The sequence below is a fragment of the Aequorivita sinensis genome (assembly GCF_006346335.1).
Lineage (GTDB): Bacteria > Bacteroidota > Bacteroidia > Flavobacteriales > Flavobacteriaceae > Aequorivita > Aequorivita sinensis.
In genome coordinates this window covers 70,655-93,412 of record NZ_VDMC01000004.1, presented here as the reverse complement: position 1 = coordinate 93,412, position 22,758 = coordinate 70,655, and the positions used below count along the sequence as shown (strand labels likewise).

Here is a 22,758-nt window from a genome sequence, read left to right as displayed (position 1 = left end):
TAATAAGTTTAAGTTTGCATTCTTCAAAATTAAAGCTTCAACTTCCTATTTCGTCTCTTTTATGAAAAAAAATTGGAAGTATGCTGAAAATTAATTTAGTATGGTTTGATTAGTAAAAAATTTATTCTACATTTGCATCCCCTAAAAATAGGGGTGTTTTATTTTTAAACAGTAATAATACATATTTTATATGCCAACAATTTCACAATTAGTACGTAAAGGAAGAACCAGAATAACCAAGAAGAGTAAATCGGTTGCTTTGGATTCATGCCCACAACGTCGTGGTGTTTGTACGCGTGTATATACTACTACGCCTAAAAAACCTAACTCTGCAATGCGTAAAGTTGCAAGGGTAAGGCTTACAAATGGTAAAGAAGTTAACGCATACATCCCAGGCGAAGGTCATAATCTCCAAGAGCACTCGATAGTATTGGTTAGAGGTGGAAGGGTAAAAGATTTGCCAGGAGTTAGATACCACATTGTTCGTGGAGCTTTAGACACCGCAGGTGTTGCAGGCCGCACGCAACGTAGATCTAAGTATGGAGCAAAACGCCCAAAGAAGTAAAATGAAAACGGTTAATAGCTGATGCTTTATAGCTTAGGTTGTATAATTAGCATTGACGATTAACAATTAACAAAACAACAGATGAGAAAAAAACAGGCCAAAAAAAGACCCCTTTTACCAGATCCACGGTTTAACGACCAGTTGGTTACGCGTTTTGTAAACAACATGATGTGGGATGGAAAAAAGAGTGTGGCTTTTAAAGTTTTCTACGATGCAATTGATATTGTAGAAGAAAAGAAGCAAGACGACGAAAAAACTGCGTTAGAACTTTGGAAAGACGCTCTTTCTAATGTTATGCCTCACGTAGAGGTGCGTAGTCGTAGAGTTGGTGGGGCAACCTTCCAAATTCCTATGCAAATTCGTCCAGACCGTAAAATTGCAACAGCAATGAAATGGTTAATTACATATTCAAGAAAAAGAAACGAGAAATCTATGGCTGCTAAATTAGCTGCTGAGATTCTTGCTGCTGCAAAGGAGGAAGGAGCTGCGGTTAAAAAACGCATGGATACTCATAAAATGGCAGAAGCTAATAAGGCATTCTCACATTTCAGATTCTAAACAATGGGAAGAGATTTAAAATACACAAGAAACATCGGAATCGCCGCGCATATTGATGCCGGTAAAACAACAACTACAGAACGTATCCTTTTTTACACTGGGGTAAACCATAAGTTAGGAGAAACTCACGAAGGGTCTGCTACTATGGACTGGATGGAGCAAGAGCAAGAGCGTGGTATTACAATTACTTCTGCTGCCACTACTTGTAAGTGGAAATTTCCAATGGAAAATGCACAACCATTACCAGAAACTAAAGAATACCACTTTAATATAATCGATACTCCTGGTCACGTAGATTTTACCGTAGAGGTAAACCGTTCATTGCGTGTACTAGATGGGTTGGTTTTCTTGTTTAGTGCTGTTGATGGTGTAGAGCCACAATCTGAAACAAACTGGAGACTTGCTGATAACTATAAGGTGCCTCGTATTGGTTTCGTTAATAAGATGGACCGTAATGGGTCTAACTTCTTAGGCGTGTGCCAGCAGGTTAAAGATATGTTAGGTTCTAATGCAGTGCCTATCGTATTGCCATTAGGTGAAGAGATTGATTTTAAAGGAATTGTTGATTTAGTGAAAAACCGTGCTATTGTTTGGCATGATGAAACATTCGGATCAACTTTCGACGTTGTTGAAATTCCTGAAGATATGAAAGAGGAAGTTCGTATGTACCGCGGTAAACTAATTGAAGAAGTTGCTGCTTACGACGAAAACCTTCTAGAAAAATATATGGAAGATGAAGATTCTATTACTGAGGATGAAGTGCATGCTGCTCTTCGTGCTGCTGTAATGGATATGAGCATTATTCCAATGATTTGTGGTTCTTCATTTAAAAATAAAGGAGTACAGTTCTTAATTGATGCTGTATGTCGTTACTTGCCTTCTCCAATGGATAAAGAAGGTATCGTAGGGGTTAATCCTGATACTGAAAAAGAAGAATTACGTAAGCCAAGTGTAGAAGAGCCTTTCGCGGCACTGGCATTTAAAATTGCTACTGACCCATTCGTAGGTCGTTTAGCTTTCTTCCGTGCTTACTCTGGTCATTTAGATGCAGGATCATATGTTCTAAATAACCGTACTGGTAATAAAGAGCGTATTTCTCGTATTTACCAAATGCACGCTAACAAGCAAAATGCTATCGATTTTATTGAAGCTGGAGATATTGGTGCAGGAGTTGGTTTTAAAGATATTAAAACTGGTGATACACTAACAGCAGAAAAGCATCCAATTATTTTGGAAAGTATGGATTTCCCAGACCCAGTAATCGGGGTTGCGGTAGAGCCAAAAACAAAAGCGGATGTTGATAAATTAGGTATGGCTTTATCTAAGCTTGCTGAAGAAGATCCAACATTCCAAGTTCGTACAGACGAAGCTTCTGGACAAACAATTATCTCTGGAATGGGTGAGCTTCACTTAGATGTTATCGTTGATCGTTTACGTCGCGAATTTAAAGTAGAAGTAAGCCAAGGTCAACCACAAGTTGAGTACAAAGAAGCTGTAACTAAAGTTGCAGACCATAGAGAAGTTTACAAGAAGCAATCTGGTGGTCGTGGTAAATTCGCAGATATTGTATTTACACTTGAGCCAGCTGAAGAAGGAAAAATTGGATTGGAATTTGTTAACGCTATTAAAGGTGGTAACGTACCAAAAGAATTTATCCCAGCTGTAGAAAAAGGTTTCACTCAAGCAATGGTTAATGGACCACTTGCAGGCTTTGAGGTTGATGCTATGAAAGTTACTTTAAAAGATGGATCTTTCCACCCTGTGGATTCTGATGCATTATCTTTTGAATTAGCTGCAAAAATTGGTTTCAAAGAAGTTGCTAAGAAAGCTGGAGCTGTAATTCTTGAGCCTATTATGAAGCTTGAGGTGCTTACACCTGAAGAAAACATGGGTGATATAGTTGGTGACCTTAACCGTCGTCGTGGAACAATCGCTAGTATGGGTGACCGTGCCGGTGCTAAAGTTATCAAGGCTGAGGTGCCGCTTTCTGAAATGTTTGGTTATGTAACTACATTAAGAACATTGTCATCAGGTCGTGCTACTTCAACAATGGAATTTTCACATTATGCTGAAACACCTTCTAACATATCAGAAAGTGTAATTGCAGCAGCAAGAGGAACCGCTAACGAATAATAATTTCAGCAATGAGTCAAAAAATTAGAATTAAACTAAAATCTTACGATCACAATTTGGTGGACAAATCTGCTGAAAAAATCGTAAAGACAGTAAAGAGTACTGGAGCTGTAGTAACAGGGCCAATTCCTTTACCAACACATAAAAAAATCTTTACAGTATTACGTTCTCCACACGTAAACAAGAAGAGTAGAGAGCAATTCCAATTAAGTTCTTACAAAAGACTTTTGGATATCTACAGTTCTTCTTCAAAAACGATTGACGCTCTAATGAAGTTAGAGTTGCCAAGTGGTGTAGAAGTAGAGATTAAAGTGTGATAAAATTTTGAGTTCAGTTTTCTGAATTCAGGATCACTAAAATGTCCCGAGCTTGTTAGCGACGGAAAAACGGAAAACAAAGTAACATTCGGGATCGGATTTATTTTGATCCCGTTTGTTTTTCAAACAATAAATAGTAAACAATCGAAGGAAGAATGTAGGAATCGACTTCTGCATTTGGAATTCATAATTTTTAATTTAATAAATATGTCTGGGTTAATTGGAAGAAAGATAGGGATGACCAGCATCTTTGACGAGAACGGAAAGAATATTCCGTGTACCGTTATTGAAGCAGGACCCTGTGTTGTTACCCAAGTCAGAACCAAAGAGGTTGACGGGTACGAAGCTCTTCAACTTGGTTTCGATGACAAGAAGACTGCTACTAAAGCTGCTGAAGGGCACGCAAAAAAAGCAGGAACCGTTGCAAAACGCAAAGTCGCCGAATTCAAGTATTTTGAAGAAGATTACAAATTAGGTGACACACTTACTGTGGAACTTTTTACCGAAGGAGAGTACGTTGATGTAGTAGGTACATCTAAAGGTAAAGGTTTTCAAGGAGTTGTTAAGCGTCACGGTTTTGGCGGTGTAGGACAAGCTACACACGGTCAGCACAACCGTTTACGTGCACCAGGTTCTATTGGAGCTGCATCATATCCTGCGAGAGTATTCAAAGGAATGCGTATGGCTGGACAAATGGGCAACGAAAGAGTAAAAGTAGAAAATTTAAGAGTTTTAAAAGTAGTTGCTGAAAAGAACTTACTTGTTGTTAAAGGAGCAATCCCAGGACACAAAAACTCTTATGTAATGATTGAGAAATAATGAAGGTAGCTGTATTAGACATTAACGGAAAAGACACAGGTAGAAAAGTTGAACTTTCTGCAGATGTGTTCGGAATAGAGCCTAACAATCACGCAGTTTATCTTGATGTAAAGCAATACCTTGCAAATCAAAGACAAGGAACGCATAAATCAAAAGAACGCGCTGAAATCGCTGGTTCTACTAGAAAGATAAAGAAACAAAAAGGAACTGGTACTGCTCGTGCGGGTAGCATCAAGTCTGGTGTTTTTAAAGGTGGTGGTAGAATGTTTGGACCTCGTCCACGTAACTACTCATTCAAATTAAACAAAAATCTTAAGCGTTTAGCTCGTAAATCTGCCCTTTCAATGAAGGCAAATAACAAAGCGATCTACGTTATGGAAGAGTTGAATTTTGATGCACCTAAAACAAAGAATTTTGTGTCGGTTTTAAAGAACTTAGGACTAGACGATAAAAAATCTTTATTTGTGTTGGGAGACTTAAATAATAATGTATATTTGTCCTCTCGCAATTTGAAAGGTACTGAAGTTGTAACTAGCTCACAATTAAGTACATACAAAATTATGAATGCAAACAGTTTAGTGCTGTTTGAAGGTTCTTTGGAAGGAATTGAAACAAACTTAAGTAAATAGAAACAGGATGAACATCTTAATTAAACCTATAATTACGGAAAAAGCTACTAAAGATGCTGAAGACAATAATGTTTTTGGTTTCGTAGTGAACCCAAAGGCGAATAAGATAGAAATCAAGAAAGCGGTTGAGGCCACTTACGGAGTTTCTGTTGAAAAAGTTCGCACAATAAATGTCCGCCCTGATAGGAAGACCCGTTATACAAAAACAGGTGTCCAAACTGGTAAAACGAATGCTTACAAAAAAGCAATCGTACAGGTGGCGGAAGGTGATACAATAGATTTTTACAGTAACATCTAAGATAACTTAGATCTAATTAGACGAAAATGTCAGTAAGAAAATTAAAACCAATCACCCCAGGTCAGCGTTTTAGGGTTGTTAATGGTTTTGACGCCATTACAACCGATAAGCCGGAGAAGTCTTTACTTGCTCCGATTAAAAAATCTGGTGGTAGAAACAGTCAAGGAAAAATGACCATGCGCTACAAAGGTGGTGGTCATAAAAGAAGATATCGAATTATCGACTTCAAACGCAACAAAGCCGGAATTCCTGCTACAGTTGCTAGTATTGAATACGATCCAAACCGTACAGCGTTTATCGCGCTTTTAAATTACCAAGATGGTGAAAAGCGATATGTAATTGCGCAAAGCGGACTACAAGTTGGACAAAATATTGTTTCTGGTGACTCAGTTGCTCCAGAAATTGGAAACGCAATGCCACTTTCGGCAATCCCTTTAGGTACAGTTATTTCTTGCATCGAGCTTCGTCCAGGACAAGGCGCGGTAATGGCTAGAAGTGCAGGTACTTTCGCACAGCTTATGGCTCGTGAAGGTAAATATGCAACTATCAAATTACCATCTGGTGAAACTAGATTGGTATTGGCTAATTGTTTAGCTACTATTGGAGCGGTTTCTAATCACGATCATCAATTGTTAGTATCAGGTAAAGCTGGTAGAAGCAGATGGTTAGGAAGAAGACCTCGTACAAGACCAGTTGTTATGAACCCTGTTGATCACCCAATGGGTGGTGGTGAAGGTAAAGCTTCAGGAGGACACCCACGTTCTAGAAATGGTATACCTGCAAAAGGTTACAGAACACGTACTAGAACGAAAGCAAGTAATAAATATATCTTAGAACGTAGAAAGAAATAAGTTATGGCAAGATCGTTAAAAAAAGGACCGTACGTTCATTATAAACTAGACAAGAAAGTTCAGCAAAATGTTGAAGGTAATAAGAAGACCGTTATCAAAACTTGGTCACGTGCTTCTATGATTACTCCAGATTTTGTTGGTCAAACCATTGCTGTTCATAACGGACGTCAATTTGTTCCTGTGTATGTAACAGAAAACATGGTAGGGCATAAACTAGGAGAATTTTCACCTACAAGATCATTCCGTGGTCATGCAGGTGCTAAAAACAAAGGTAAAAAATAATAGGCCATGGGAGTTCGTAAAAGAGAAAGAGCAGAAGCAATCAAGGAGGCAAAGAAAACATTATACTTTGCTAAATTGAACAATTGCCCCACTTCACCAAGAAAGATGCGTTTAATGGCAGACTTGGTACGTGGTGAGAAAATAGATAAAGCACTTAACATATTGAGATTTAGTTCAAAAGAATCTTCTCGTAAATTAGAGAAGTTACTTTTATCTGCTATTGCAAACTGGCAGCAAAAGAACGAAGATGCTTCAATTGAAGACGCAGATCTTTTTGTTAAAGAAATCCGTGTGGATGGTGGTACGATGTTAAAAAGACTTCGTCCTGCACCACAAGGCCGTGCACACAGAATTAGAAAACGCTCCAACCACGTAACACTGGTATTGGCAGCTAACGATAACACACAAAGCAATTAATTAAATGGGACAGAAGACAAATCCAATCGGAAATCGCTTAGGTATCATTAGAGGTTGGGAATCCAACTGGTACGGAGGCAACGACTACGGCGACAAATTAGCCGAAGACGACAAGATCAGGAAATATATCCACGCTCGTTTAAGTAAAGCTAGTGTGAGTAGAGTAATTATTGAGCGTACGCTTAAGCTTGTAACCGTTACTATAACCACTGCCCGTCCTGGTATTATTATCGGGAAAGGTGGACAGGAAGTAGACAAGCTAAAAGAAGAGCTTAAAAAAATTACAGACAAAGAGGTGCAGATCAACATTCATGAGATCAAAAGACCTGAATTAGATGCGTATTTGGTAGCTGCTAGTATTGCACGCCAAATTGAAAGCCGTATTTCATACCGTCGTGCAATTAAAATGGCTATTGCAGCAACAATGCGTATGAATGCAGAAGGTATTAAGGTTCAAATTTCAGGACGTTTGAACGGAGCAGAAATGGCTCGTTCAGAATCTTACAAAGAAGGTCGTATCCCATTGTCAACTTTTAGAGCCGATATTGACTACGCTTTAGTTGAGGCACACACTACTTATGGTAGATTGGGTGTTAAAGTATGGATTATGAAAGGCGAAGTATATGGAAAGCGAGAACTTTCTCCACTAGTTGGTCTTTCGACTGGCAAAAAAGGTGGTAAAGGTGCTCAAGGACGCGGTGGCAACAAAGCACGCCGCAGAAAGTAATTTTTTAAACAGAAGAAAATGTTACAACCTAAAAGAACAAAATACCGTAAACATCAAAAAGGCCGTATGAAAGGTGATGCCGGACGTGGTAATCAATTAGCGTATGGAACCTTCGGTATAAAATCGTTGGAATCAGAATTTCTTACAGCTAGACAAATTGAAGCTGCTCGTATTGCTGCTACTCGTTTTATGAAAAGAGAGGGGTCTATCTGGATTATGATTTTCCCAGATAAGCCAATTACCAAAAAACCTCTTGAAGTACGTATGGGTAAAGGTAAGGGTGCTGTTGAATATTACGCTGCTGTAGTAAAACCAGGTAGAATACTTTTCGAAGTATCTGGTGTACCAGTTGAAACAGCTAAAGAAGCGTTGCGCCTTGCAGCACAAAAGCTTCCAGTAAAAACTAAATTTGTAATGTCTCGGGATTTCCAAGCATAATTTTTTGAAAGATGAAACAATCAGAAATTAAGAAAGCAACAACGGCAGAACTTCAGGAATCATTTGCTGAAACTAAAAAAGCCTATGTAGACCTAAAAATGGCTCACACCATTTCACCGTTGGAAAATCCAATTCAACTAAGATCTCAAAGAAGAGTGATAGCAAGAATAGCGACTGAACTAACTAATAGAGAAGTGCAATAATTGTACAGCTGAAAGATGGAAGAAATTAAAAGAAATTTAAGAAAAGAACGTATCGGTGTGGTAACCAGTAACAAAATGGATAAGTCTATTGTAGTTGCAGAGGTTAAGAAATTAAAGCACCCTATGTACGGAAAGTTCGTGACAAAGACGAAAAAGTACGTTGCACACGACGAGACAAACAACTGCAATGAAGGTGATACAGTAAGGATCATGGAAACAAGACCTTTAAGTAAAACCAAATGTTGGAGATTAGTAGAAATAATTGAAAGAGCGAAGTAATTATGTTACAACAAGAATCAAGACTCAAAGTCGCAGATAATACCGGTGCTAAAGAAGTACTTTGCATCCGTGTATTAGGCGGTACAAAAAGAAGGTATGCTTCTATAGGTGATAAAATAGTAGTTTCAGTAAAAGAAGCTACTCCTAATGGAAACATTAAGAAAGGTGCAGTTTCTACAGCAGTAGTAGTACGTACTGTTAAGGAAATTAGAAGACCTGATGGTTCTTACATCCGTTTCGATGATAATGCATGTGTTTTATTAAACCCACAAGGTGAAATGAGAGGAACACGTGTATTTGGACCGGTAGCAAGAGAACTTCGCGACAAGCAATTTATGAAAATAGTATCATTGGCACCAGAGGTGCTTTAATATGAAAACTAAGATGACAAAGCTTAAAATAAAATCGGGAGATACAGTAGTAGTTACTGCCGGAGACCATAAAGGTTCAGAAGGTAAGGTAATGAAAATATTCCTTGACAAAAACAAAGCAATCGTAGAAGGAGTAAATATGGTTTCTAAACATGAGAAGCCTAGCGCTGCTAACCCACAAGGTGGTATCGTTAAGAAAGAAGCTCCTATCCATATTTCAAACCTATCTTTAGTAGATCCAAAATCTGGAAAAGCTACAAGAGTAGGATATAAAATGGAAGATGGTAAAAAAGTACGGTTTTCAAAACAATCGAATCAAGCAATATAGTTATGGCATATTCACCAAGACTTAAAGACGAGTACAAAAGCAGAGTGATCAATGCTCTTACTGACGAATTTGGTTACACAAACGTCATGCAAGTACCAAAATTAGAGCGTATTGTTGTTTCCCGCGGAGTGGGTGCAGCAGTAGCTGATAAGAAACTTATTGACTATTCGGTTGATGAGTTTACTAAGATAACCGGGCAAAAAGCGGTTCCAACTATCTCTAAGAAAGACGTTGCAAACTTCAAATTACGTAAAGGTATGCCAATTGGTGTAAAAGTTACGTTACGTGGAGAGCGCATGTACGAATTTTTTGATAGATTGGTTACTTCAGCATTGCCTAGGGTACGTGACTTTAACGGAATTAAAGCTACAGGTTTTGACGGAAGAGGGAATTACTCTTTAGGAATTACCGAGCAAATTATCTTCCCTGAAATCGATATCGATAAGGTGAAGAAGATTGAAGGAATGAATATTACATTTGTTACTTCAGCTAAAACCGATAAAGAAGCGAAATCATTATTACAAGAATTAGGGTTACCCTTTAAAAAGAACTAAGAGATGGCTAAAGAATCAATGAAAGCCCGTGAGGTTAAGAGACAGAAAATGGTAGCAAAATATGCAGCCAAGCGCAAAGCTTTAAAAGAAGCTGGTGACTGGGAAGGTTTGCAAAAACTGCCAAAAAATGCCTCTCCAGTACGTTTACACAACCGTTGTAAACTTACAGGAAGACCAAGAGGGTATATGAGAACTTTTGGAGTTTCACGTGTTACATTCCGTGAATTGGCTAACCAAGGCCTTATTCCTGGTGTCCGTAAAGCATCTTGGTAAGAACAATAATTTGTTCCAAAATTTAATATAAATTGGTTGAAGGTTTGTTTCGATTAACGGGCAAAAACCACAACCGCAAATATCAATAAATGAATATAGATCCAATTTCAGATTATCTAACTAGAGTTAGAAATGCTGCAAAAGCCGGACATCGCGTAGTAGAGATTCCAGCGTCAAATCTTAAAAAGGAGATTACAAAAATCCTTTTTGATCAGGGTTACATATTGAGCTACAAATTTGATGACGAAAGTACTCCACAGGGTATCATCAAAATCGCTCTTAAATATGATAAGCTTACTAAAGAGCCAGTGATCAAGAAAATTCAAAGAATTAGTAAACCAGGTTTACGTAAATACGCAGGTTCAACAGAACTTCCACGTATTCTGAACGGATTAGGAATTGCTATTGTTTCAACTTCTTCAGGAGTTATGACAGGACAGCAAGCTAAAGCTCAGAATGTAGGAGGTGAAGTATTGTGTTACGTTTACTAAAAAATAGACAAAGAAATGTCAAGAATAGGTAAAAACCCGGTAGCAATCCCACAAGGAGTTACAGTTGATATTAAAGACAACGTAATTACCGTAAAAGGAAAATTAGGTGAGTTATCTCAGGAATACTCTGATATAACCATGAAAGTAGAAGATGACCACGTAATAGTGGAACGCCCTTCAGACTCTAAAGATCACACTGCAAGACACGGTCTATACAGAGCTTTAGTTAATAATATGATTGAGGGTGTAAGTAAAGGTTGGACTAAACAATTAGAATTGGTTGGTGTGGGTTACCGCGCGAGCAACCAAGGACAAAAACTAGATTTAGCTTTAGGATTTTCACACAACATCGTTATGGATATCGCTCCAGAAGTAAAAGTGGAAACCGTATCTGATAAAGGTAAGAACCCGATTGTAAAACTAACTTCGCACGACAAGCAATTAGTTGGACAGGTAGCTGCAAAAATTCGTAGTTTCCGTAAGCCAGAACCTTACAAAGGAAAAGGTATCAAGTTTGTAGGTGAACAATTAAGAAGAAAAGCAGGTAAATCTGCATAACAAATAGAGTTATGGCATTATCAAAATACGAAAGAAGAGAGCGTTTGCGCATGCGAATCAGAAAAACGGTTGAGGGGACTGAAAGTCGTCCACGTTTGGCTGTTTACAGAAGCAACAAAGAAATATACGCTCAAATAATTGACGATGTAAATGGGAAAACCATTACCGCTGCATCTTCAAGAGATAAAGAGATAGACGCTTCAAATACAAATAAAGTTGAAGCTGCAAAAATGGTTGGGAAATTAATCGCAGAAAAAGCTGTTAAAGCTGGTGTTGAAACCATCGCTTTCGACAGAGGCGGTTACCTATACCACGGAAGAGTAAAATCATTAGCTGAAGGTGCACGAGAAGGTGGCCTTAAATTCTAAGTAAAATTATGTATCAAGATTATAAAAACGTAGAATTAGTAAAACCAGGAGGTCTTGACTTAAAAGACCGTTTGGTAGGTGTACAACGTGTAACCAAGGTGACCAAAGGTGGTCGTGCCTTCGGATTTTCAGCTATTGTAGTTGTTGGAGATGAGAAAGGAGTGGTTGGACAAGGTCTTGGGAAATCCAAAGACGTTGCTAGCGCAATAGCAAAAGCTATTGAAGATGCTAAGAAAAACTTAGTTCGTATTCCACTTAACAAAGTAACGCTTCCACACGAGCAAAAAGGTAAGTACGGTGGTGCTCGCGTAAACCTTATCCCAGCTGCGCCTGGTACAGGAGTTATCGCTGGTGGACCTGTACGTGCGGTACTTGAAGCTGTTGGAGTACACGATGTATTGTCAAAATCTCAAGGATCTTCAAACCCACATAACGTTGTTAAAGCAACTTTTGACGCTCTATTGCAAATGCGTAGCGCCCAAACAATCGCTGATCAACGTGGGATTTCACTTGAAAAAGTATTCAAAGGATAAATATCAAAGCGATGGCAAAAATAAAAGTAACAAAGGTTAGAAGCGTAATTAATCGCCCAAAAGACCAAAAACAAACTATGGAAGCACTTGGCCTACGTAAAATAGGACAAACCATAGAACACGAAGATACGCCAAGCATACTTGGTATGATCAATAAAGTTAATCACTTAGTTTCAGTTGAAACTAAATAAGGAAACACGAAAAAATGGATTTAAGTAACTTACAACCCGCCGCAGGATCGGCGAAAAACAAAGGCAAGCGAGTAGGTCGCGGACAAGGTTCCGGTAAAGGTGGCACTGCTACCCGCGGACATAAAGGTGCAAAATCACGTTCAGGATATTCAAAGAAACTTGGATTTGAAGGTGGTCAGATGCCATTACAACGTCGTGTTCCTAAGTTTGGATTTACAAACATCAACCGTAAGGAGTATAAAGGTATCAACATCGATACTTTACAACAATTGGTTGACGACAAGAAAATAAAAGATGCCGTTGACTTTGAAACCTTATTTGGTTTAGGTCTTGCTGGAAAAAATGAAATGGTTAAGATTTTAGGTAGAGGAGAGATAAAAGCAAAACTGAAAGTATCTGCGCACAAGTTTACTGCCTCGGCAAAAGAAGCTATTGAAGCTGCCGGAGGTGAAGTAGTAATATTGTAACAAAAGATAGGGATGAAATTTATCGATACCTTAAAAAATGTTTGGAAAATAGAAGAGCTTCGTAACCGCATCTTGCTTACGTTAGGAATGCTATTAGTGTACCGTTTTGGTGCGCAAGTAGTATTACCTGGGATAGATGCAGATATGTTGGCACAGTTCGCAGGTCAATTTGACTCTGGCGGTATTGGTGGTTTACTAAACGCATTTACAGGAGGGGCTTTTGCCAACGCTTCTGTTTTTGCTTTAGGTATTATGCCTTATATTTCAGCTTCTATTGTAGTACAGTTAATGCAAATTGCTGTTCCATACCTACAGAAATTACAGAAAGAAGGAGAAAGTGGCCGTAAAAAAATCAATCAAATTACTAGATGGTTAACTATCGGTATATGTTTGGTTCAGGCACCGAGTTACCTTGCAGGTCTTCCAGCAATGGGAGTGCCACCAGAAGCATTTGTTATGGGGCAAAGCCTTATGTTCTATGTTTCATCTGTAATTATACTTGTAACAGGAACAATATTCGCTATGTGGTTAGGTGAGAAAATTACCGACAAAGGAGTTGGTAATGGTATTTCCATACTTATTATGGTGGGTATCATCGCAAATATGCCGCAATCGTTTGCTCAAGAATTTGTTTCAAGAGTAATGGAATCAAACGGAGGTTTGATTATGATTCTTATTGAATTGGTTATTTGGTTTGTGATTATTCTATTATCAATTATGTTGGTAATGGCTGTTCGTAAAATACCAGTACAATATGCAAGAAGAACAGCGAGTGGCGGATATGAAAAGAATATTTTTGGTGCTCGTCAGTTTATTCCATTAAAGCTAAATGCATCTGGAGTAATGCCAATCATCTTTGCGCAAGCAATTATGTTTGTGCCATCTGCAGTTGCTAGTTTATCTGATAGCGAGTTCGCTCAAGGTGTTCAAGCTACATTTAGTGATATATTTGGCCTTTGGTATAACGTAGTATTCGCAATCTTGATTATTATTTTCACATACTTCTACACTGCTATTACTGTTCCTACGAACAAAATGGCTGATGACTTAAAAAGAAGTGGTGGATTTATTCCAGGTATTAAGCCAGGAAGTCAAACTGCAGAATATTTAGATCGAATTATGTCTCAAATTACCTTTCCAGGTTCTATCTTCTTAGCGCTTATTGCTATTTTCCCTGCATTCGTAGTTAAGTTGATGGGGATCCAACAAGGTTGGGCATTATTCTATGGTGGTACATCACTACTAATTATGGTAGGTGTGGCTATCGACACCATGCAACAAGTAAACTCCTACTTATTAAACCGTCATTACGATGGCTTAATGAAAACAGGAAAAAACAGAAAAGCGGTAGCTTAAATGTAATAGGGTGAACTATTTAAAGTGTAAGTATGAGATTTTAAAAAGTTTATCGTACTTTTGCACTCTTTAAAATTCACCTTTAATTTAAATTATATTAAAAAATGGCAAAACAAAACGCAATTGAGCAAGATGGGAGTATAGTTGAAGCGCTTTCAAATGCTATGTTTCGTGTTGAATTGGAAAATGGTCATATTGTAACCGCTCACATTTCTGGAAAAATGCGTATGCATTATATTAAATTGTTGCCTGGTGATAAAGTAAAGCTTGAAATGAGCCCTTACGATTTAACTAAGGCGAGAATAACATACAGATACTAAACAACGGACCTCACAGGTTCATTGAACAATAAATTAAATCAAAGAGAGATGAAAGTAAGAGCATCCGTAAAAAAGAGAAGTGCCGACTGCAAAATTGTACGCAGAAAAGGTAGATTATATGTAATTAACAAAAAGAACCCAAAGTTCAAACAAAGACAAGGATAAGTTATGGCAAGAATCGCAGGTGTAGATATCCCGAAGCACAAAAGGGGTGTAATCGCGTTAACGTATATCTTTGGAATCGGTAGAAGCCGTGCCCAAGATATTCTGAACAAAGCCGGAGTTGACGAAGATAAAAAAGTAAGTGAATGGAACGATGATGAAATCGGTGCTATTCGTGACGCTGTTGGATCGTTCAAAATCGAAGGTGAATTACGTAGTGAAGTTCAATTAAGCATTAAGCGCTTAATGGATATTGGTTGTTACAGAGGTATTCGTCACAGAACAGGTCTTCCATTAAGAGGACAACGTACTAAGAATAACTCTCGTACTAGAAAAGGAAAACGTAAAACTGTTGCTAACAAGAAAAAAGCAACTAAATAAAACCTAGAGTTATGGCAAAGACAACGTCTAAGACTACAAAACAAGTTAAAAAACGTAAAGTTAATGTTGAATCTGTTGGTGAGGCACATATTACTGCTTCCTTCAACAACATTATTGTTTCGTTAACAAATAAGAATGGAGATGTTATCTCATGGTCCTCAGCCGGTAAAATGGGCTTCCGTGGATCTAAGAAAAATACTCCTTACGCTGCTCAGTTGGCATCAGAAGATTGTGCAAAAGTTGCTCATGACGCTGGTTTACGTAAAGTAAAAGTTTACGTAAAAGGTCCAGGAAACGGAAGAGAATCTGCAATAAGATCTATCCACAATGCAGGAATTGAAGTAACTGAAATTATCGATGTTACTCCAATGCCGCACAACGGATGCCGTCCTCCAAAGAGAAGAAGAGTTTAATAAATAGTAAATATCAATCTGAAGGAATCAAAGACTAAAGGATCGAGAGCTTGAGGTGCAATTTATTGCGCCTCCAAGTGTTCTCTATAAAACGACCTTAATTTAGTTTTTCTTCAAAACCTTAAATTAGAAATGGCAAGATATACTGGTCCAAAAACTAAAATCGCCCGTAAATTCGGGGAAGCAATCTTCGGAGACGACAAATCTTTCGAAAAAAGAAATTACCCTCCAGGACAACATGGTAACACACGTCGTCGTGGAAAAAAATCTGAATACGCAATTCAACTTGCTGAAAAGCAAAAAACAAAATACACTTACGGTATTTTAGAGCGTCAGTTCAGAAATATGTTTAAGAAAGCAAACGCTGCTCCTGGAATTACAGGTCAAGTATTGCTTCAAATGTGTGAGTCTCGTTTAGACAACGTAGTGTACAGAATGGGAATTTCTCCTACACGTTCAGGTGCTAGACAACTTGTTTCTCACAGACACATCACTGTAAATGGTGAAAAAGTAAACATTCCATCATACCAACTTAAGCCTGGAGATGTAGTGGCAGTTAGAGAGAAATCAAAATCTCTTACAGCAATCAACGATTCATTGGCTAACGCAAGTCACGTTTATGAGTGGATCACTTGGAACGGAGAGAAAAAGGAAGGAACTTTCGTTTCTATTCCTGAGCGTATCCAAATTCCAGAAAACATCAACGAACAGTTGATTGTAGAATTATATTCTAAATAATAAAAAACACAGAAAGTCAATTATGGCAGTATTTAGTTTTCAGAAGCCTGATAAAGTTATAATGGTAAACTCTACCGATTTCGAAGGGAAATTTGAATTTCGTCCTTTGGAACCAGGTTACGGTCTTACCATTGGTAACGCATTAAGACGCGTATTACTATCCTCTTTGGAAGGATTCGCCATTACTTCGGTACGTATCGAAGGCGTGGATCACGAATTTTCTACCATTGCCGGAGTAGTGGAAGATGTTACCGAAATTATTTTGAACCTGAAACAAGTTCGTTTCAAAAGACAAATTGAAGAAATAGATAACGAAACAGTTACTATTTCAGTTTCTGGAAAAGATCAGTTAAAAGCTGGCGATTTCCAAAAATTTATTTCAGGTTTCCAAGTATTGAACCCAGATATGGTTCTTTGCAATATGGATAAGAAGGTAAACCTTAATTTCGAAATTACTATCGAAAAAGGCCGCGGTTATGTTCCTGCAGAAGAGAACAAAAAAGCCAATGCTCCTTTAGGAACTATCTTTACAGATTCTATCTACACTCCAATTAAAAATGTGAAGTACAGTATTGAAAACTTCCGTGTAGAGCAGAAAACAGATTACGAAAAATTGGTTTTCGAAATCCAAACAGACGGATCAATTCACCCAAAAGATGCATTGACTGAAGCTGCAAAAACATTAATCCACCACTTTATGTTGTTCAGCGATGAGCGCATAACTTTAGAGGCTGATGAGATTGCACAAACTGAAACTTATGATGAGGAATCTCTTCATATGCGTCAGTTGCTTAAAACTAAATTAGTAGATATGGATCTTTCGGTTCGTGCGCTAAACTGTTTAAAGGCTGCTGAAGTTGATACCTTGGGAGACCTTGTATCTTACAACAAAAATGACTTGATGAAGTTCCGTAACTTCGGTAAAAAATCACTTACAGAGCTTGAAGAGTTAGTAAGTGTTAAAGGCCTAAACTTCGGGATGGACCTTGCAAAATATAAATTAGATAAAGACTAGAACAGACTTGAGACCTTAGACGTGAGATGTTAGATTTTAGTCTCATATCTCACGTCTATTATCTCAAATCTTTAAAATTAACCCATCATAGTTTGCTCTCCGATGAACGGATTTTGTAGCAAGATGATGAAAACTAAAATGTCATGAGACACGGAAAAAAACACAATCACTTAGGAAGAAAAACTGCCCACAGACACTCAATGTTGGCTAACATGGCAAGTTCTCTTATCGAGCACAAGAGAATTAACACTACGGTTGCTAAAGCAAAAGCGCTTAAGCAATTTGTTGAGCCATTAGTAACTAAGTCTAAAGAAGACACTACTCATAACCGTCGTTTGGTTATGGCTAAATTGCGTCAAAAAGATGCAGTTGTAGAGCTTTTTAGAACTGTTGCGCCAAAAGTAGGTGATCGTCCAGGAGGTTACACTCGTATTATTAAATTGGGTAATCGTCTAGGTGATAACGCTGATATGGCAATGATAGAGCTAGTTGATTTCAACGAAATCTACAATGTTGGTAAAGCAACCAAGAAGAAATCTACTCGTAGAAGTCGTCGTGGAAGCGGTGCTGCAAAAGCTGCTCCAGCAAAAGCTACACAAGCTAAAAAAGAAGAAGAATAAATGATTTTTTATTCATAAAATAACAAAGGGATAAGCGTTTTCGTTTATCCCTTTTTTTTATACTATTTTTGCAAAGATTTTTGAGAAACCTAATAATTGTCACCCAAAGATTATCGATGGGTTGAAAGCCTTCAAAAGATGAAATATCAAACACGAAAAAAAGCACTTATTTTATTAGCAGATGGAACTGTGTTCTACGGTAAAGCGGTAGGTAACAAAGAAGGCTCGGCCTTTGGTGAAGTTTGTTTTAATACTGGAATGACGGGGTATCAAGAGATTTTTACAGACCCCTCTTACTTTGGTCAAATTATGGTAGCCACCAATGCTCACATTGGGAATTATGGTACTAATAAAGAAGAAGTAGAATCGGAAGGTGTTAAAATTGCAGGCTTGGTGGTGCGTAATTTTAGCTACCACTATTCACGTCCGGCAGCTGACGACTCACTAGAAGAATTTTTAAATAGAAATAATTTACTTGCTATTAGTGATGTAGATACACGAGCGTTAGTAAATTACATACGAGATAACGGAGCGATGAATGCCGTAATTTCTACGGAAGTAGATAATATTGAAGGCCTAAAAAAGCAATTAGCCGATGTTCCCAATATGGATGGCTTAGAGTTAGCTTCAAAAGTTTCAACTAAAGAACCATATTTCTTCGGAGATGAGAATGCTAAGTATAAAGTTTCAGCTTTGGATCTTGGTATTAAAAAGAATATTTTACGAATGCTTGCCGAGCGTGATTGCTATATAAAAGTATTCCCATACAATTCAAGTTTTGAAGATTTAGAAGCTTTTAATCCAGATGGATACTTTATTTCAAATGGTCCTGGTGATCCAGAGCCGTTAAAAAGTGCAATTGAAGTTGTAAAAACTATCCTAGATAAGGAGCTTCCAATGTTTGGAATTTGTTTAGGACATCAAATGTTGGCCCTAGCAAATGGAGTTTCTACTTATAAAATGCACAACGGTCATCGTGGTATTAACCACCCAGTAATGAATCTTATTACAGGTAAAGGTGAAATTACTTCTCAAAACCATGGTTTCGCAATCAATAGGGAAGAAGCTGAGGCTAATCCGAATATAGAAATAACACACGAACACTTAAACGATCATACCGCAGCTGGGATTCGTCTGAAAAACAAGCCTGCTTTTTCTGTACAATATCATCCAGAAGCAAGTCCTGGACCACACGATGCGTCATACCTTTTTGATCAATTTATTGATATAATAGAAAAACACAAGTAATATTTTACTTAACAAATAACAACTAACAATTAATAACATTGCAATGAGTATCATTATCGACATCAATGCTAGACAGATTTTCGATTCTAGAGGAAACCCTACTATAGAGGTTGACGTAATTACTGAAAATGGATATATGGGCCGTGCTGCTGTGCCATCAGGAGCTTCAACCGGGGAACACGAGGCTGTAGAGCTTCGCGACGGTGGAAAAGATTACATGGGCAAAGGCGTTTTAAATGCAGTTGAAAATGTAAATGGAAAAATTGCAGGTACACTATTAGGTGTTTCTGTATTTGAACAAGGTCTTATAGACAAAACAATGATGGAGCTAGATGGTACTCCAAACAAAGGAAATCTTGGGGCTAATGCTATTTTAGGGGTTTCTTTGGCTTGTGCTAAGGCGGCTGCAAACGAATTAGGGCAGCCTTTATATAGATATGTTGGTGGTGTAAGTGCTAAAACACTTCCTGTGCCAATGATGAATATTATCAATGGTGGTTCTCACAGTGATGCGCCAATTGCATTTCAGGAATTTATGATTATGCCAGTTAAGGCTAAAAATTTCGCTCATGCCATGCAAATGGGGTCAGAAATTTTCCATAATCTTAAAAAAGTTTTACACGATCGTGGTTTGAGTACTGCTGTTGGTGATGAAGGTGGTTTTGCTCCAACTCTAAATGGAACAGAAGATGCTTTAGATACTATTGCAAAAGCTACTGAAAAAGCTGGTTACAAATTGGGTGATGATGTTATGATAGCATTAGATTGTGCTGCGGCAGAATTTTATGTTGATGGTAAATACGATTACACCAAATTTGAAGGCGAGAAAGGAAAAGTGCGCACTTCTACAGAGCAAGCAGATTATTTAGCCGAATTATGTTCAAAATATCCAATTATTTCTATTGAAGATGGGATGGATGAGAACGATTGGGAAGGTTGGAAATATCTTACTGAGAAGGTTGGTGATAAAGTTCAGCTGGTAGGTGACGATTTATTTGTAACCAACGTTGAAAGACTTTCTAGAGGTATTTCAGAAGGTATTGCTAATTCAATTCTTATTAAGGTTAATCAGATTGGAACTTTAACTGAAACTATAGCAGCTGTGAATATGGCGCATAATGCAGGATATACTTCGGTGATGAGTCATAGAAGTGGTGAAACAGAAGATAATACTATTGCAGATCTTGCAGTGGCATTAAACTGTGGGCAAATAAAAACTGGTTCTGCATCACGTAGTGATAGAATGGCGAAGTACAATCAATTGCTTAGAATTGAGGAGCAATTGGGTGAAGTTGCATACTTTCCACAGCAAAATGCCTTTAAAATTTAGGCATTTATAAAGTAAATTAAAACCTCGTTTTAGACGAGGTTTTTTTATGTCTATAAAAATGATGTCTATGCCCTGCGTATTAAGGTTTTTTTAACCTAACTTAATAGGCAAAACTTAAAAAAATTGCTTGAAATTTTGTAATTTAGCATTTCTGAAAAAATTAAATATACACGATACTTTATGGCAAAGATGGCGACCCTCGAAATAGAAGGTAAAAAATATGAATTCCCGGTAGTGGAAGGAACTGAAAATGAAATTGGTATAGATGTAAAAACTCTAAGGAGCAGTACCGGTGGTGTTGTAACTTTAGATCCAGGATATAAAAATACGGGTGCTTGCGAAAGTGCTATTACATTTTTAGATGGTGAAAAAGGAGTGTTACGTTACCGAGGTTATGCCATTGAAGAACTTGCTGAAAAAGCACATTTTTTAGAGGTATGCTATTTGCTAATTTTTGGTGAATTGCCAACTGAAGTTCAGCTTAATAAATTCCACGAAGATATTAAAGCGCAGTCACACGTTGACGAAGATGTAAAAAGAATCTTGGATGGATTTCCAAAAGCTGCACACCCAATGGGCGTGTTGTCTTCTTTAACTTCAGCTTTAGTAGCTTTTAATCCATCGTCTGTCAATGTTGATAGTGAGGAGGATATGTATAAGGCTATAGTTAAGATTCTTGGTAAATTCCCTGTTTTAACGGCTTGGACATACAGAAAACGTATGGGGCTTCCATTGGACTATGGTGGGGATACACTTGGTTATGTAGACAACTTTTTGAAGATGATGTTCAAAAAGCCAAGTGGTGACTACACTACTAACGAAATTGTTTTAGAGGCGCTAGATAAATTGTTGATTCTACACGCAGACCACGAGCAAAACTGCTCTACATCTACAGTGAGAATTGTTGGTTCTTCACACGCTGGATTATTTGTTTCTATTTCTGCTGGAATTGCAGCTTTATGGGGGCCACTTCACGGTGGTGCTAATCAAGCTGTTATTGAAATGCTTGAAGAAATAAAAGCCGATGGTGGAGATACTAAAAAATTCATGGCAAAAGCAAAAGATAAAAACGATCCGTTTAGATTGATGGGCTTTGGTCATAGAGTTTACAAAAATTTCGACCCACGTGCTAAAATCATAAAGAAAGCTGCGGATGATGTTTTAGAAAATCTTGGAATCCAAGATGATATTTTAGATATCGCGAAAGCATTAGAAAAAGAAGCTTTAGAAGACCCGTATTTCGTAGAGAGAAAACTATATCCTAACGTTGACTTTTACTCAGGTATTATTTACCGTGCCTTAGGAATTCCAGTAGAAATGTTTACGCCAATGTTTGCATTAGGTCGTTTGCCAGGATGGATTGCTCAATGGAGAGAGATGCGTTTAAACAAGGAGCCAATAGGACGTCCACGTCAAATTTATATCGGCGAAAAATTGCGTGAATTTAAAACAGTTGAAAAAAGATAATTATTATTTCTAATAAATTTAAAAGCACTTCGGTATAGAGGTGCTTTTTCTATATTTGCTATTATGATAAAGTTGAATATAAACGACGAAATTTCACAACTACGTGCCGTAGTACTCGGGCGCGCAGATAGTAATGGTCCTGTTCCTAAATTAGAAGACGCATACGATCCAAAATCTGCAGAACATATAAAAGCAGGTACTTATCCTAAAGATGAAGATATGGTTAAGGAAATGGAAGCAGTGGCTGCGGTATTTGAAAAATACAACGTAAAAGTTTACCGCCCAGATTCGATAGAAGACTACAATCAAATCTTTACTAGAGATATTGCTTTCGTAATTGAAGATAAGTTCTTTAAAGCAAATATTCTTGAGGATAGAAGTAAAGAAATAGATGCTATTCATTCGGTAATTGATGAAATAGACCCTTCAAAAATAATTGAATTCCCAGAAGCTGCACATATAGAAGGTGGTGATGTAATGCCTTGGGGAGATTATATCTTTGTTGGAACATATTACGGTGATGATTATTCAGACTATATCACTGCTAGAACAAACATGAAGGGGGTAGAACACCTTCGAAAATTGTTTCCGCATAAAACAGTTAAATCTTTTAGCCTAAGAAAAAGCAACACTGTGGCTGAAGATAATGCACTTCATTTAGATTGCTGCTTCCAGCCATTGGGTAGAGGGAAAGCAATTATCCATAAAGAAGGATTTTTAGTTGACGAAGAGTACGAGTGGCTCGTTAATTTCTTCGGTAAAGAAAATTGTTTCCATATTAGCAAGAGAGAAATGTACGACATGAATAGCAATATTTTTTCTATTTCTCCAGATGTGGTTATTTCAGAAAAGAATTTTACAAGATTAAACACTTGGCTGCGTGAGCAAGGTTTTACTGTGGAAGAAGTGCCTTATGCTGAGATTGCAAAGCAAGAGGGTTTGCTACGTTGCTCTACATTGCCTTTAATTCGAGATTAATACCTCAGCGAATTTTACAGAAGTTTAAAAAATATATGAAAGCCATCCGCATGCGGATGGCTTTTTATTTTTAAAATGAA

Annotated in this window: 36 protein-coding genes; all 36 read left to right on the top strand. The window is 37.7% G+C overall.

What is annotated here, in order from left to right; genetic code table 11:
* The first annotated feature begins 190 nt into the window (after positions 1-190).
* Complete coding sequence (rpsL, locus tag FHP04_RS07165; protein WP_073215344.1) at positions 191-565, top strand: 30S ribosomal protein S12; 375 nt, start codon at positions 191-193, stop codon at positions 563-565.
* Between the two features lie 81 nt (positions 566-646).
* Positions 647-1,123 (top strand): 30S ribosomal protein S7, encoded by a 477-nt coding sequence (gene rpsG, locus FHP04_RS07160; RefSeq protein ID WP_139855411.1) that lies wholly within the window; start codon positions 647-649, stop codon positions 1,121-1,123.
* 3 nt (positions 1,124-1,126) lie between these two features.
* Positions 1,127-3,256: an elongation factor G gene (gene fusA / locus FHP04_RS07155; protein ID WP_139855410.1), complete on the top strand. Its 2,130-nt coding sequence runs from the start codon at positions 1,127-1,129 to the stop codon at positions 3,254-3,256.
* Between the two features lie 11 nt (positions 3,257-3,267).
* Complete coding sequence (gene rpsJ, locus FHP04_RS07150) at positions 3,268-3,573, top strand: 30S ribosomal protein S10 (protein ID WP_010181931.1); 306 nt, start codon at positions 3,268-3,270, stop codon at positions 3,571-3,573.
* 207 nt (positions 3,574-3,780) lie between these two features.
* Entirely contained in the window at positions 3,781-4,392 is a 612-nt protein-coding gene (gene rplC, locus FHP04_RS07145) for a 50S ribosomal protein L3 (RefSeq protein WP_139855409.1), read from the top strand.
* Positions 4,392-5,021: a 50S ribosomal protein L4 gene (gene rplD / locus FHP04_RS07140; RefSeq protein ID WP_139855408.1), complete on the top strand. Its 630-nt coding sequence runs from the start codon at positions 4,392-4,394 to the stop codon at positions 5,019-5,021. Before rplC ends, rplD begins: the two co-directional genes overlap by 1 nt.
* Positions 5,022-5,028: 7 nt before the next feature.
* On the top strand, positions 5,029-5,319 hold the full coding sequence (gene rplW / locus FHP04_RS07135; protein ID WP_139855407.1) for a 50S ribosomal protein L23: 291 nt from the start codon (positions 5,029-5,031) through the stop codon (positions 5,317-5,319).
* 26 nt (positions 5,320-5,345) lie between these two features.
* Complete coding sequence (gene rplB, locus FHP04_RS07130) at positions 5,346-6,170, top strand: 50S ribosomal protein L2 (protein WP_139855406.1); 825 nt, start codon at positions 5,346-5,348, stop codon at positions 6,168-6,170.
* A 3-nt stretch (positions 6,171-6,173) separates the two neighbouring features.
* A complete protein-coding gene (rpsS, locus tag FHP04_RS07125) occupies positions 6,174-6,452 on the top strand; it encodes a 30S ribosomal protein S19 (RefSeq protein ID WP_139855405.1) in 279 nt (92 codons plus the stop codon).
* Between the two features lie 6 nt (positions 6,453-6,458).
* Positions 6,459-6,869, top strand: coding sequence for a 50S ribosomal protein L22 (rplV, locus tag FHP04_RS07120; RefSeq protein ID WP_139855404.1), 411 nt, complete (start codon positions 6,459-6,461; stop codon positions 6,867-6,869).
* 4 nt (positions 6,870-6,873) lie between these two features.
* Positions 6,874-7,596 carry a 30S ribosomal protein S3 gene (rpsC, locus tag FHP04_RS07115; RefSeq protein ID WP_139855403.1) on the top strand — a complete coding sequence of 241 codons (723 nt, stop codon included), beginning with the start codon at positions 6,874-6,876 and terminating at the stop codon, positions 7,594-7,596.
* A gap of 18 nt (positions 7,597-7,614) precedes the next feature.
* Positions 7,615-8,034 (top strand): 50S ribosomal protein L16, encoded by a 420-nt coding sequence (gene rplP, locus FHP04_RS07110; protein WP_062622470.1) that lies wholly within the window; start codon positions 7,615-7,617, stop codon positions 8,032-8,034.
* Positions 8,035-8,045: 11 nt separating this feature from the next.
* Entirely contained in the window at positions 8,046-8,237 is a 192-nt protein-coding gene (gene rpmC, locus FHP04_RS07105) for a 50S ribosomal protein L29 (RefSeq protein WP_139855402.1), read from the top strand.
* Between the two features lie 15 nt (positions 8,238-8,252).
* Positions 8,253-8,516, top strand: a complete 264-nt coding sequence (gene rpsQ, locus FHP04_RS07100; protein ID WP_139855401.1) for a 30S ribosomal protein S17 — start codon at positions 8,253-8,255, stop codon at positions 8,514-8,516.
* A 2-nt stretch (positions 8,517-8,518) separates the two neighbouring features.
* Complete coding sequence (gene rplN / locus FHP04_RS07095) at positions 8,519-8,887, top strand: 50S ribosomal protein L14 (RefSeq protein WP_045079247.1); 369 nt, start codon at positions 8,519-8,521, stop codon at positions 8,885-8,887.
* 13 nt (positions 8,888-8,900) lie between these two features.
* Positions 8,901-9,215 (top strand): 50S ribosomal protein L24, encoded by a 315-nt coding sequence (rplX, locus tag FHP04_RS07090; RefSeq protein ID WP_139855400.1) that lies wholly within the window; start codon positions 8,901-8,903, stop codon positions 9,213-9,215.
* Positions 9,216-9,217: 2 nt separating this feature from the next.
* Positions 9,218-9,769, top strand: coding sequence for a 50S ribosomal protein L5 (rplE, locus tag FHP04_RS07085; protein ID WP_139855399.1), 552 nt, complete (start codon positions 9,218-9,220; stop codon positions 9,767-9,769).
* Positions 9,770-9,772: 3 nt separating this feature from the next.
* Positions 9,773-10,042, top strand: a complete 270-nt coding sequence (gene rpsN / locus FHP04_RS07080) for a 30S ribosomal protein S14 (RefSeq protein WP_139855398.1) — start codon at positions 9,773-9,775, stop codon at positions 10,040-10,042.
* Positions 10,043-10,131: 89 nt separating this feature from the next.
* Positions 10,132-10,533 carry a 30S ribosomal protein S8 gene (gene rpsH / locus FHP04_RS07075; protein WP_139855397.1) on the top strand — a complete coding sequence of 134 codons (402 nt, stop codon included), beginning with the start codon at positions 10,132-10,134 and terminating at the stop codon, positions 10,531-10,533.
* 15 nt (positions 10,534-10,548) lie between these two features.
* Entirely contained in the window at positions 10,549-11,091 is a 543-nt protein-coding gene (gene rplF, locus FHP04_RS07070; protein WP_139855396.1) for a 50S ribosomal protein L6, read from the top strand.
* Positions 11,092-11,102: 11 nt separating this feature from the next.
* Positions 11,103-11,459 carry a 50S ribosomal protein L18 gene (rplR, locus tag FHP04_RS07065; RefSeq protein WP_139855395.1) on the top strand — a complete coding sequence of 119 codons (357 nt, stop codon included), beginning with the start codon at positions 11,103-11,105 and terminating at the stop codon, positions 11,457-11,459.
* Between the two features lie 8 nt (positions 11,460-11,467).
* Positions 11,468-11,992 (top strand): 30S ribosomal protein S5, encoded by a 525-nt coding sequence (rpsE, locus tag FHP04_RS07060; protein ID WP_139855394.1) that lies wholly within the window; start codon positions 11,468-11,470, stop codon positions 11,990-11,992.
* Positions 11,993-12,003: 11 nt separating this feature from the next.
* Complete coding sequence (rpmD, locus tag FHP04_RS07055; RefSeq protein WP_139855393.1) at positions 12,004-12,183, top strand: 50S ribosomal protein L30; 180 nt, start codon at positions 12,004-12,006, stop codon at positions 12,181-12,183.
* A 14-nt stretch (positions 12,184-12,197) separates the two neighbouring features.
* Positions 12,198-12,650: a 50S ribosomal protein L15 gene (rplO, locus tag FHP04_RS07050; RefSeq protein ID WP_139855392.1), complete on the top strand. Its 453-nt coding sequence runs from the start codon at positions 12,198-12,200 to the stop codon at positions 12,648-12,650.
* Positions 12,651-12,662: 12 nt separating this feature from the next.
* Positions 12,663-14,006, top strand: a complete 1,344-nt coding sequence (gene secY / locus FHP04_RS07045) for a preprotein translocase subunit SecY (RefSeq protein WP_139855391.1) — start codon at positions 12,663-12,665, stop codon at positions 14,004-14,006.
* A gap of 104 nt (positions 14,007-14,110) precedes the next feature.
* Positions 14,111-14,326, top strand: coding sequence for a translation initiation factor IF-1 (infA, locus tag FHP04_RS07040; RefSeq protein WP_139855390.1), 216 nt, complete (start codon positions 14,111-14,113; stop codon positions 14,324-14,326).
* A gap of 48 nt (positions 14,327-14,374) precedes the next feature.
* On the top strand, positions 14,375-14,491 hold the full coding sequence (gene ykgO / locus FHP04_RS07035; protein WP_009779203.1) for a type B 50S ribosomal protein L36: 117 nt from the start codon (positions 14,375-14,377) through the stop codon (positions 14,489-14,491).
* Between the two features lie 3 nt (positions 14,492-14,494).
* Entirely contained in the window at positions 14,495-14,869 is a 375-nt protein-coding gene (gene rpsM, locus FHP04_RS07030) for a 30S ribosomal protein S13 (RefSeq protein WP_139855389.1), read from the top strand.
* A gap of 11 nt (positions 14,870-14,880) precedes the next feature.
* Positions 14,881-15,282, top strand: a complete 402-nt coding sequence (rpsK, locus tag FHP04_RS07025; RefSeq protein WP_139855388.1) for a 30S ribosomal protein S11 — start codon at positions 14,881-14,883, stop codon at positions 15,280-15,282.
* 132 nt (positions 15,283-15,414) lie between these two features.
* Positions 15,415-16,020 (top strand): 30S ribosomal protein S4, encoded by a 606-nt coding sequence (gene rpsD, locus FHP04_RS07020; protein ID WP_139855387.1) that lies wholly within the window; start codon positions 15,415-15,417, stop codon positions 16,018-16,020.
* Positions 16,021-16,042: 22 nt separating this feature from the next.
* A complete protein-coding gene (locus FHP04_RS07015; protein ID WP_139855386.1) occupies positions 16,043-17,035 on the top strand; it encodes a DNA-directed RNA polymerase subunit alpha in 993 nt (330 codons plus the stop codon).
* A 143-nt stretch (positions 17,036-17,178) separates the two neighbouring features.
* A complete protein-coding gene (rplQ, locus tag FHP04_RS07010; RefSeq protein WP_139855385.1) occupies positions 17,179-17,655 on the top strand; it encodes a 50S ribosomal protein L17 in 477 nt (158 codons plus the stop codon).
* A 138-nt stretch (positions 17,656-17,793) separates the two neighbouring features.
* Positions 17,794-18,903 carry a glutamine-hydrolyzing carbamoyl-phosphate synthase small subunit gene (carA, locus tag FHP04_RS07005; RefSeq protein WP_139855384.1) on the top strand — a complete coding sequence of 370 codons (1,110 nt, stop codon included), beginning with the start codon at positions 17,794-17,796 and terminating at the stop codon, positions 18,901-18,903.
* 43 nt (positions 18,904-18,946) lie between these two features.
* A complete protein-coding gene (gene eno, locus FHP04_RS07000; RefSeq protein ID WP_139855383.1) occupies positions 18,947-20,233 on the top strand; it encodes a phosphopyruvate hydratase in 1,287 nt (428 codons plus the stop codon).
* 180 nt (positions 20,234-20,413) lie between these two features.
* Positions 20,414-21,700 carry a citrate synthase gene (locus FHP04_RS06995; protein ID WP_139855382.1) on the top strand — a complete coding sequence of 429 codons (1,287 nt, stop codon included), beginning with the start codon at positions 20,414-20,416 and terminating at the stop codon, positions 21,698-21,700.
* A gap of 63 nt (positions 21,701-21,763) precedes the next feature.
* Positions 21,764-22,678, top strand: coding sequence for a dimethylarginine dimethylaminohydrolase family protein (locus tag FHP04_RS06990; protein ID WP_139855381.1), 915 nt, complete (start codon positions 21,764-21,766; stop codon positions 22,676-22,678).
* Positions 22,679-22,758 lie beyond the last annotated feature (80 nt).

Excerpts from the sequence above, each read along its gene's own strand:
- rpsL (WP_073215344.1), top strand. The coding sequence starts at position 191 with ATGCCAACAATTTCACAATTAGTACGTAAAGGAAGAACCAGAATAACC.
- rpsG (WP_139855411.1), top strand. The coding sequence starts at position 647 with ATGAGAAAAAAACAGGCCAAAAAAAGACCCCTTTTACCAGATCCACGG.
- fusA (WP_139855410.1), top strand. The coding sequence starts at position 1,127 with ATGGGAAGAGATTTAAAATACACAAGAAACATCGGAATCGCCGCGCAT.
- rpsJ (WP_010181931.1), top strand. The coding sequence starts at position 3,268 with ATGAGTCAAAAAATTAGAATTAAACTAAAATCTTACGATCACAATTTG.
- rplC (WP_139855409.1), top strand. The coding sequence starts at position 3,781 with ATGTCTGGGTTAATTGGAAGAAAGATAGGGATGACCAGCATCTTTGAC.
- rplD (WP_139855408.1), top strand. The coding sequence starts at position 4,392 with ATGAAGGTAGCTGTATTAGACATTAACGGAAAAGACACAGGTAGAAAA.
- rplW (WP_139855407.1), top strand. The coding sequence starts at position 5,029 with ATGAACATCTTAATTAAACCTATAATTACGGAAAAAGCTACTAAAGAT.
- rplB (WP_139855406.1), top strand. The coding sequence starts at position 5,346 with ATGTCAGTAAGAAAATTAAAACCAATCACCCCAGGTCAGCGTTTTAGG.
- rpsS (WP_139855405.1), top strand. The coding sequence starts at position 6,174 with ATGGCAAGATCGTTAAAAAAAGGACCGTACGTTCATTATAAACTAGAC.
- rplV (WP_139855404.1), top strand. The coding sequence starts at position 6,459 with ATGGGAGTTCGTAAAAGAGAAAGAGCAGAAGCAATCAAGGAGGCAAAG.
- rpsC (WP_139855403.1), top strand. The coding sequence starts at position 6,874 with ATGGGACAGAAGACAAATCCAATCGGAAATCGCTTAGGTATCATTAGA.
- rplP (WP_062622470.1), top strand. The coding sequence starts at position 7,615 with ATGTTACAACCTAAAAGAACAAAATACCGTAAACATCAAAAAGGCCGT.
- rpmC (WP_139855402.1), top strand. The coding sequence starts at position 8,046 with ATGAAACAATCAGAAATTAAGAAAGCAACAACGGCAGAACTTCAGGAA.
- rpsQ (WP_139855401.1), top strand. The coding sequence starts at position 8,253 with ATGGAAGAAATTAAAAGAAATTTAAGAAAAGAACGTATCGGTGTGGTA.
- rplN (WP_045079247.1), top strand. The coding sequence starts at position 8,519 with ATGTTACAACAAGAATCAAGACTCAAAGTCGCAGATAATACCGGTGCT.
- rplX (WP_139855400.1), top strand. The coding sequence starts at position 8,901 with ATGACAAAGCTTAAAATAAAATCGGGAGATACAGTAGTAGTTACTGCC.
- rplE (WP_139855399.1), top strand. The coding sequence starts at position 9,218 with ATGGCATATTCACCAAGACTTAAAGACGAGTACAAAAGCAGAGTGATC.
- rpsN (WP_139855398.1), top strand. The coding sequence starts at position 9,773 with ATGGCTAAAGAATCAATGAAAGCCCGTGAGGTTAAGAGACAGAAAATG.
- rpsH (WP_139855397.1), top strand. The coding sequence starts at position 10,132 with ATGAATATAGATCCAATTTCAGATTATCTAACTAGAGTTAGAAATGCT.
- rplF (WP_139855396.1), top strand. The coding sequence starts at position 10,549 with ATGTCAAGAATAGGTAAAAACCCGGTAGCAATCCCACAAGGAGTTACA.
- rplR (WP_139855395.1), top strand. The coding sequence starts at position 11,103 with ATGGCATTATCAAAATACGAAAGAAGAGAGCGTTTGCGCATGCGAATC.
- rpsE (WP_139855394.1), top strand. The coding sequence starts at position 11,468 with ATGTATCAAGATTATAAAAACGTAGAATTAGTAAAACCAGGAGGTCTT.
- rpmD (WP_139855393.1), top strand. The coding sequence starts at position 12,004 with ATGGCAAAAATAAAAGTAACAAAGGTTAGAAGCGTAATTAATCGCCCA.
- rplO (WP_139855392.1), top strand. The coding sequence starts at position 12,198 with ATGGATTTAAGTAACTTACAACCCGCCGCAGGATCGGCGAAAAACAAA.
- secY (WP_139855391.1), top strand. The coding sequence starts at position 12,663 with ATGAAATTTATCGATACCTTAAAAAATGTTTGGAAAATAGAAGAGCTT.
- infA (WP_139855390.1), top strand. The coding sequence starts at position 14,111 with ATGGCAAAACAAAACGCAATTGAGCAAGATGGGAGTATAGTTGAAGCG.
- ykgO (WP_009779203.1), top strand. The coding sequence starts at position 14,375 with ATGAAAGTAAGAGCATCCGTAAAAAAGAGAAGTGCCGACTGCAAAATT.
- rpsM (WP_139855389.1), top strand. The coding sequence starts at position 14,495 with ATGGCAAGAATCGCAGGTGTAGATATCCCGAAGCACAAAAGGGGTGTA.
- rpsK (WP_139855388.1), top strand. The coding sequence starts at position 14,881 with ATGGCAAAGACAACGTCTAAGACTACAAAACAAGTTAAAAAACGTAAA.
- rpsD (WP_139855387.1), top strand. The coding sequence starts at position 15,415 with ATGGCAAGATATACTGGTCCAAAAACTAAAATCGCCCGTAAATTCGGG.
- FHP04_RS07015 (WP_139855386.1), top strand. The coding sequence starts at position 16,043 with ATGGCAGTATTTAGTTTTCAGAAGCCTGATAAAGTTATAATGGTAAAC.
- rplQ (WP_139855385.1), top strand. The coding sequence starts at position 17,179 with ATGAGACACGGAAAAAAACACAATCACTTAGGAAGAAAAACTGCCCAC.
- carA (WP_139855384.1), top strand. The coding sequence starts at position 17,794 with ATGAAATATCAAACACGAAAAAAAGCACTTATTTTATTAGCAGATGGA.
- eno (WP_139855383.1), top strand. The coding sequence starts at position 18,947 with ATGAGTATCATTATCGACATCAATGCTAGACAGATTTTCGATTCTAGA.
- FHP04_RS06995 (WP_139855382.1), top strand. The coding sequence starts at position 20,414 with ATGGCAAAGATGGCGACCCTCGAAATAGAAGGTAAAAAATATGAATTC.
- FHP04_RS06990 (WP_139855381.1), top strand. The coding sequence starts at position 21,764 with ATGATAAAGTTGAATATAAACGACGAAATTTCACAACTACGTGCCGTA.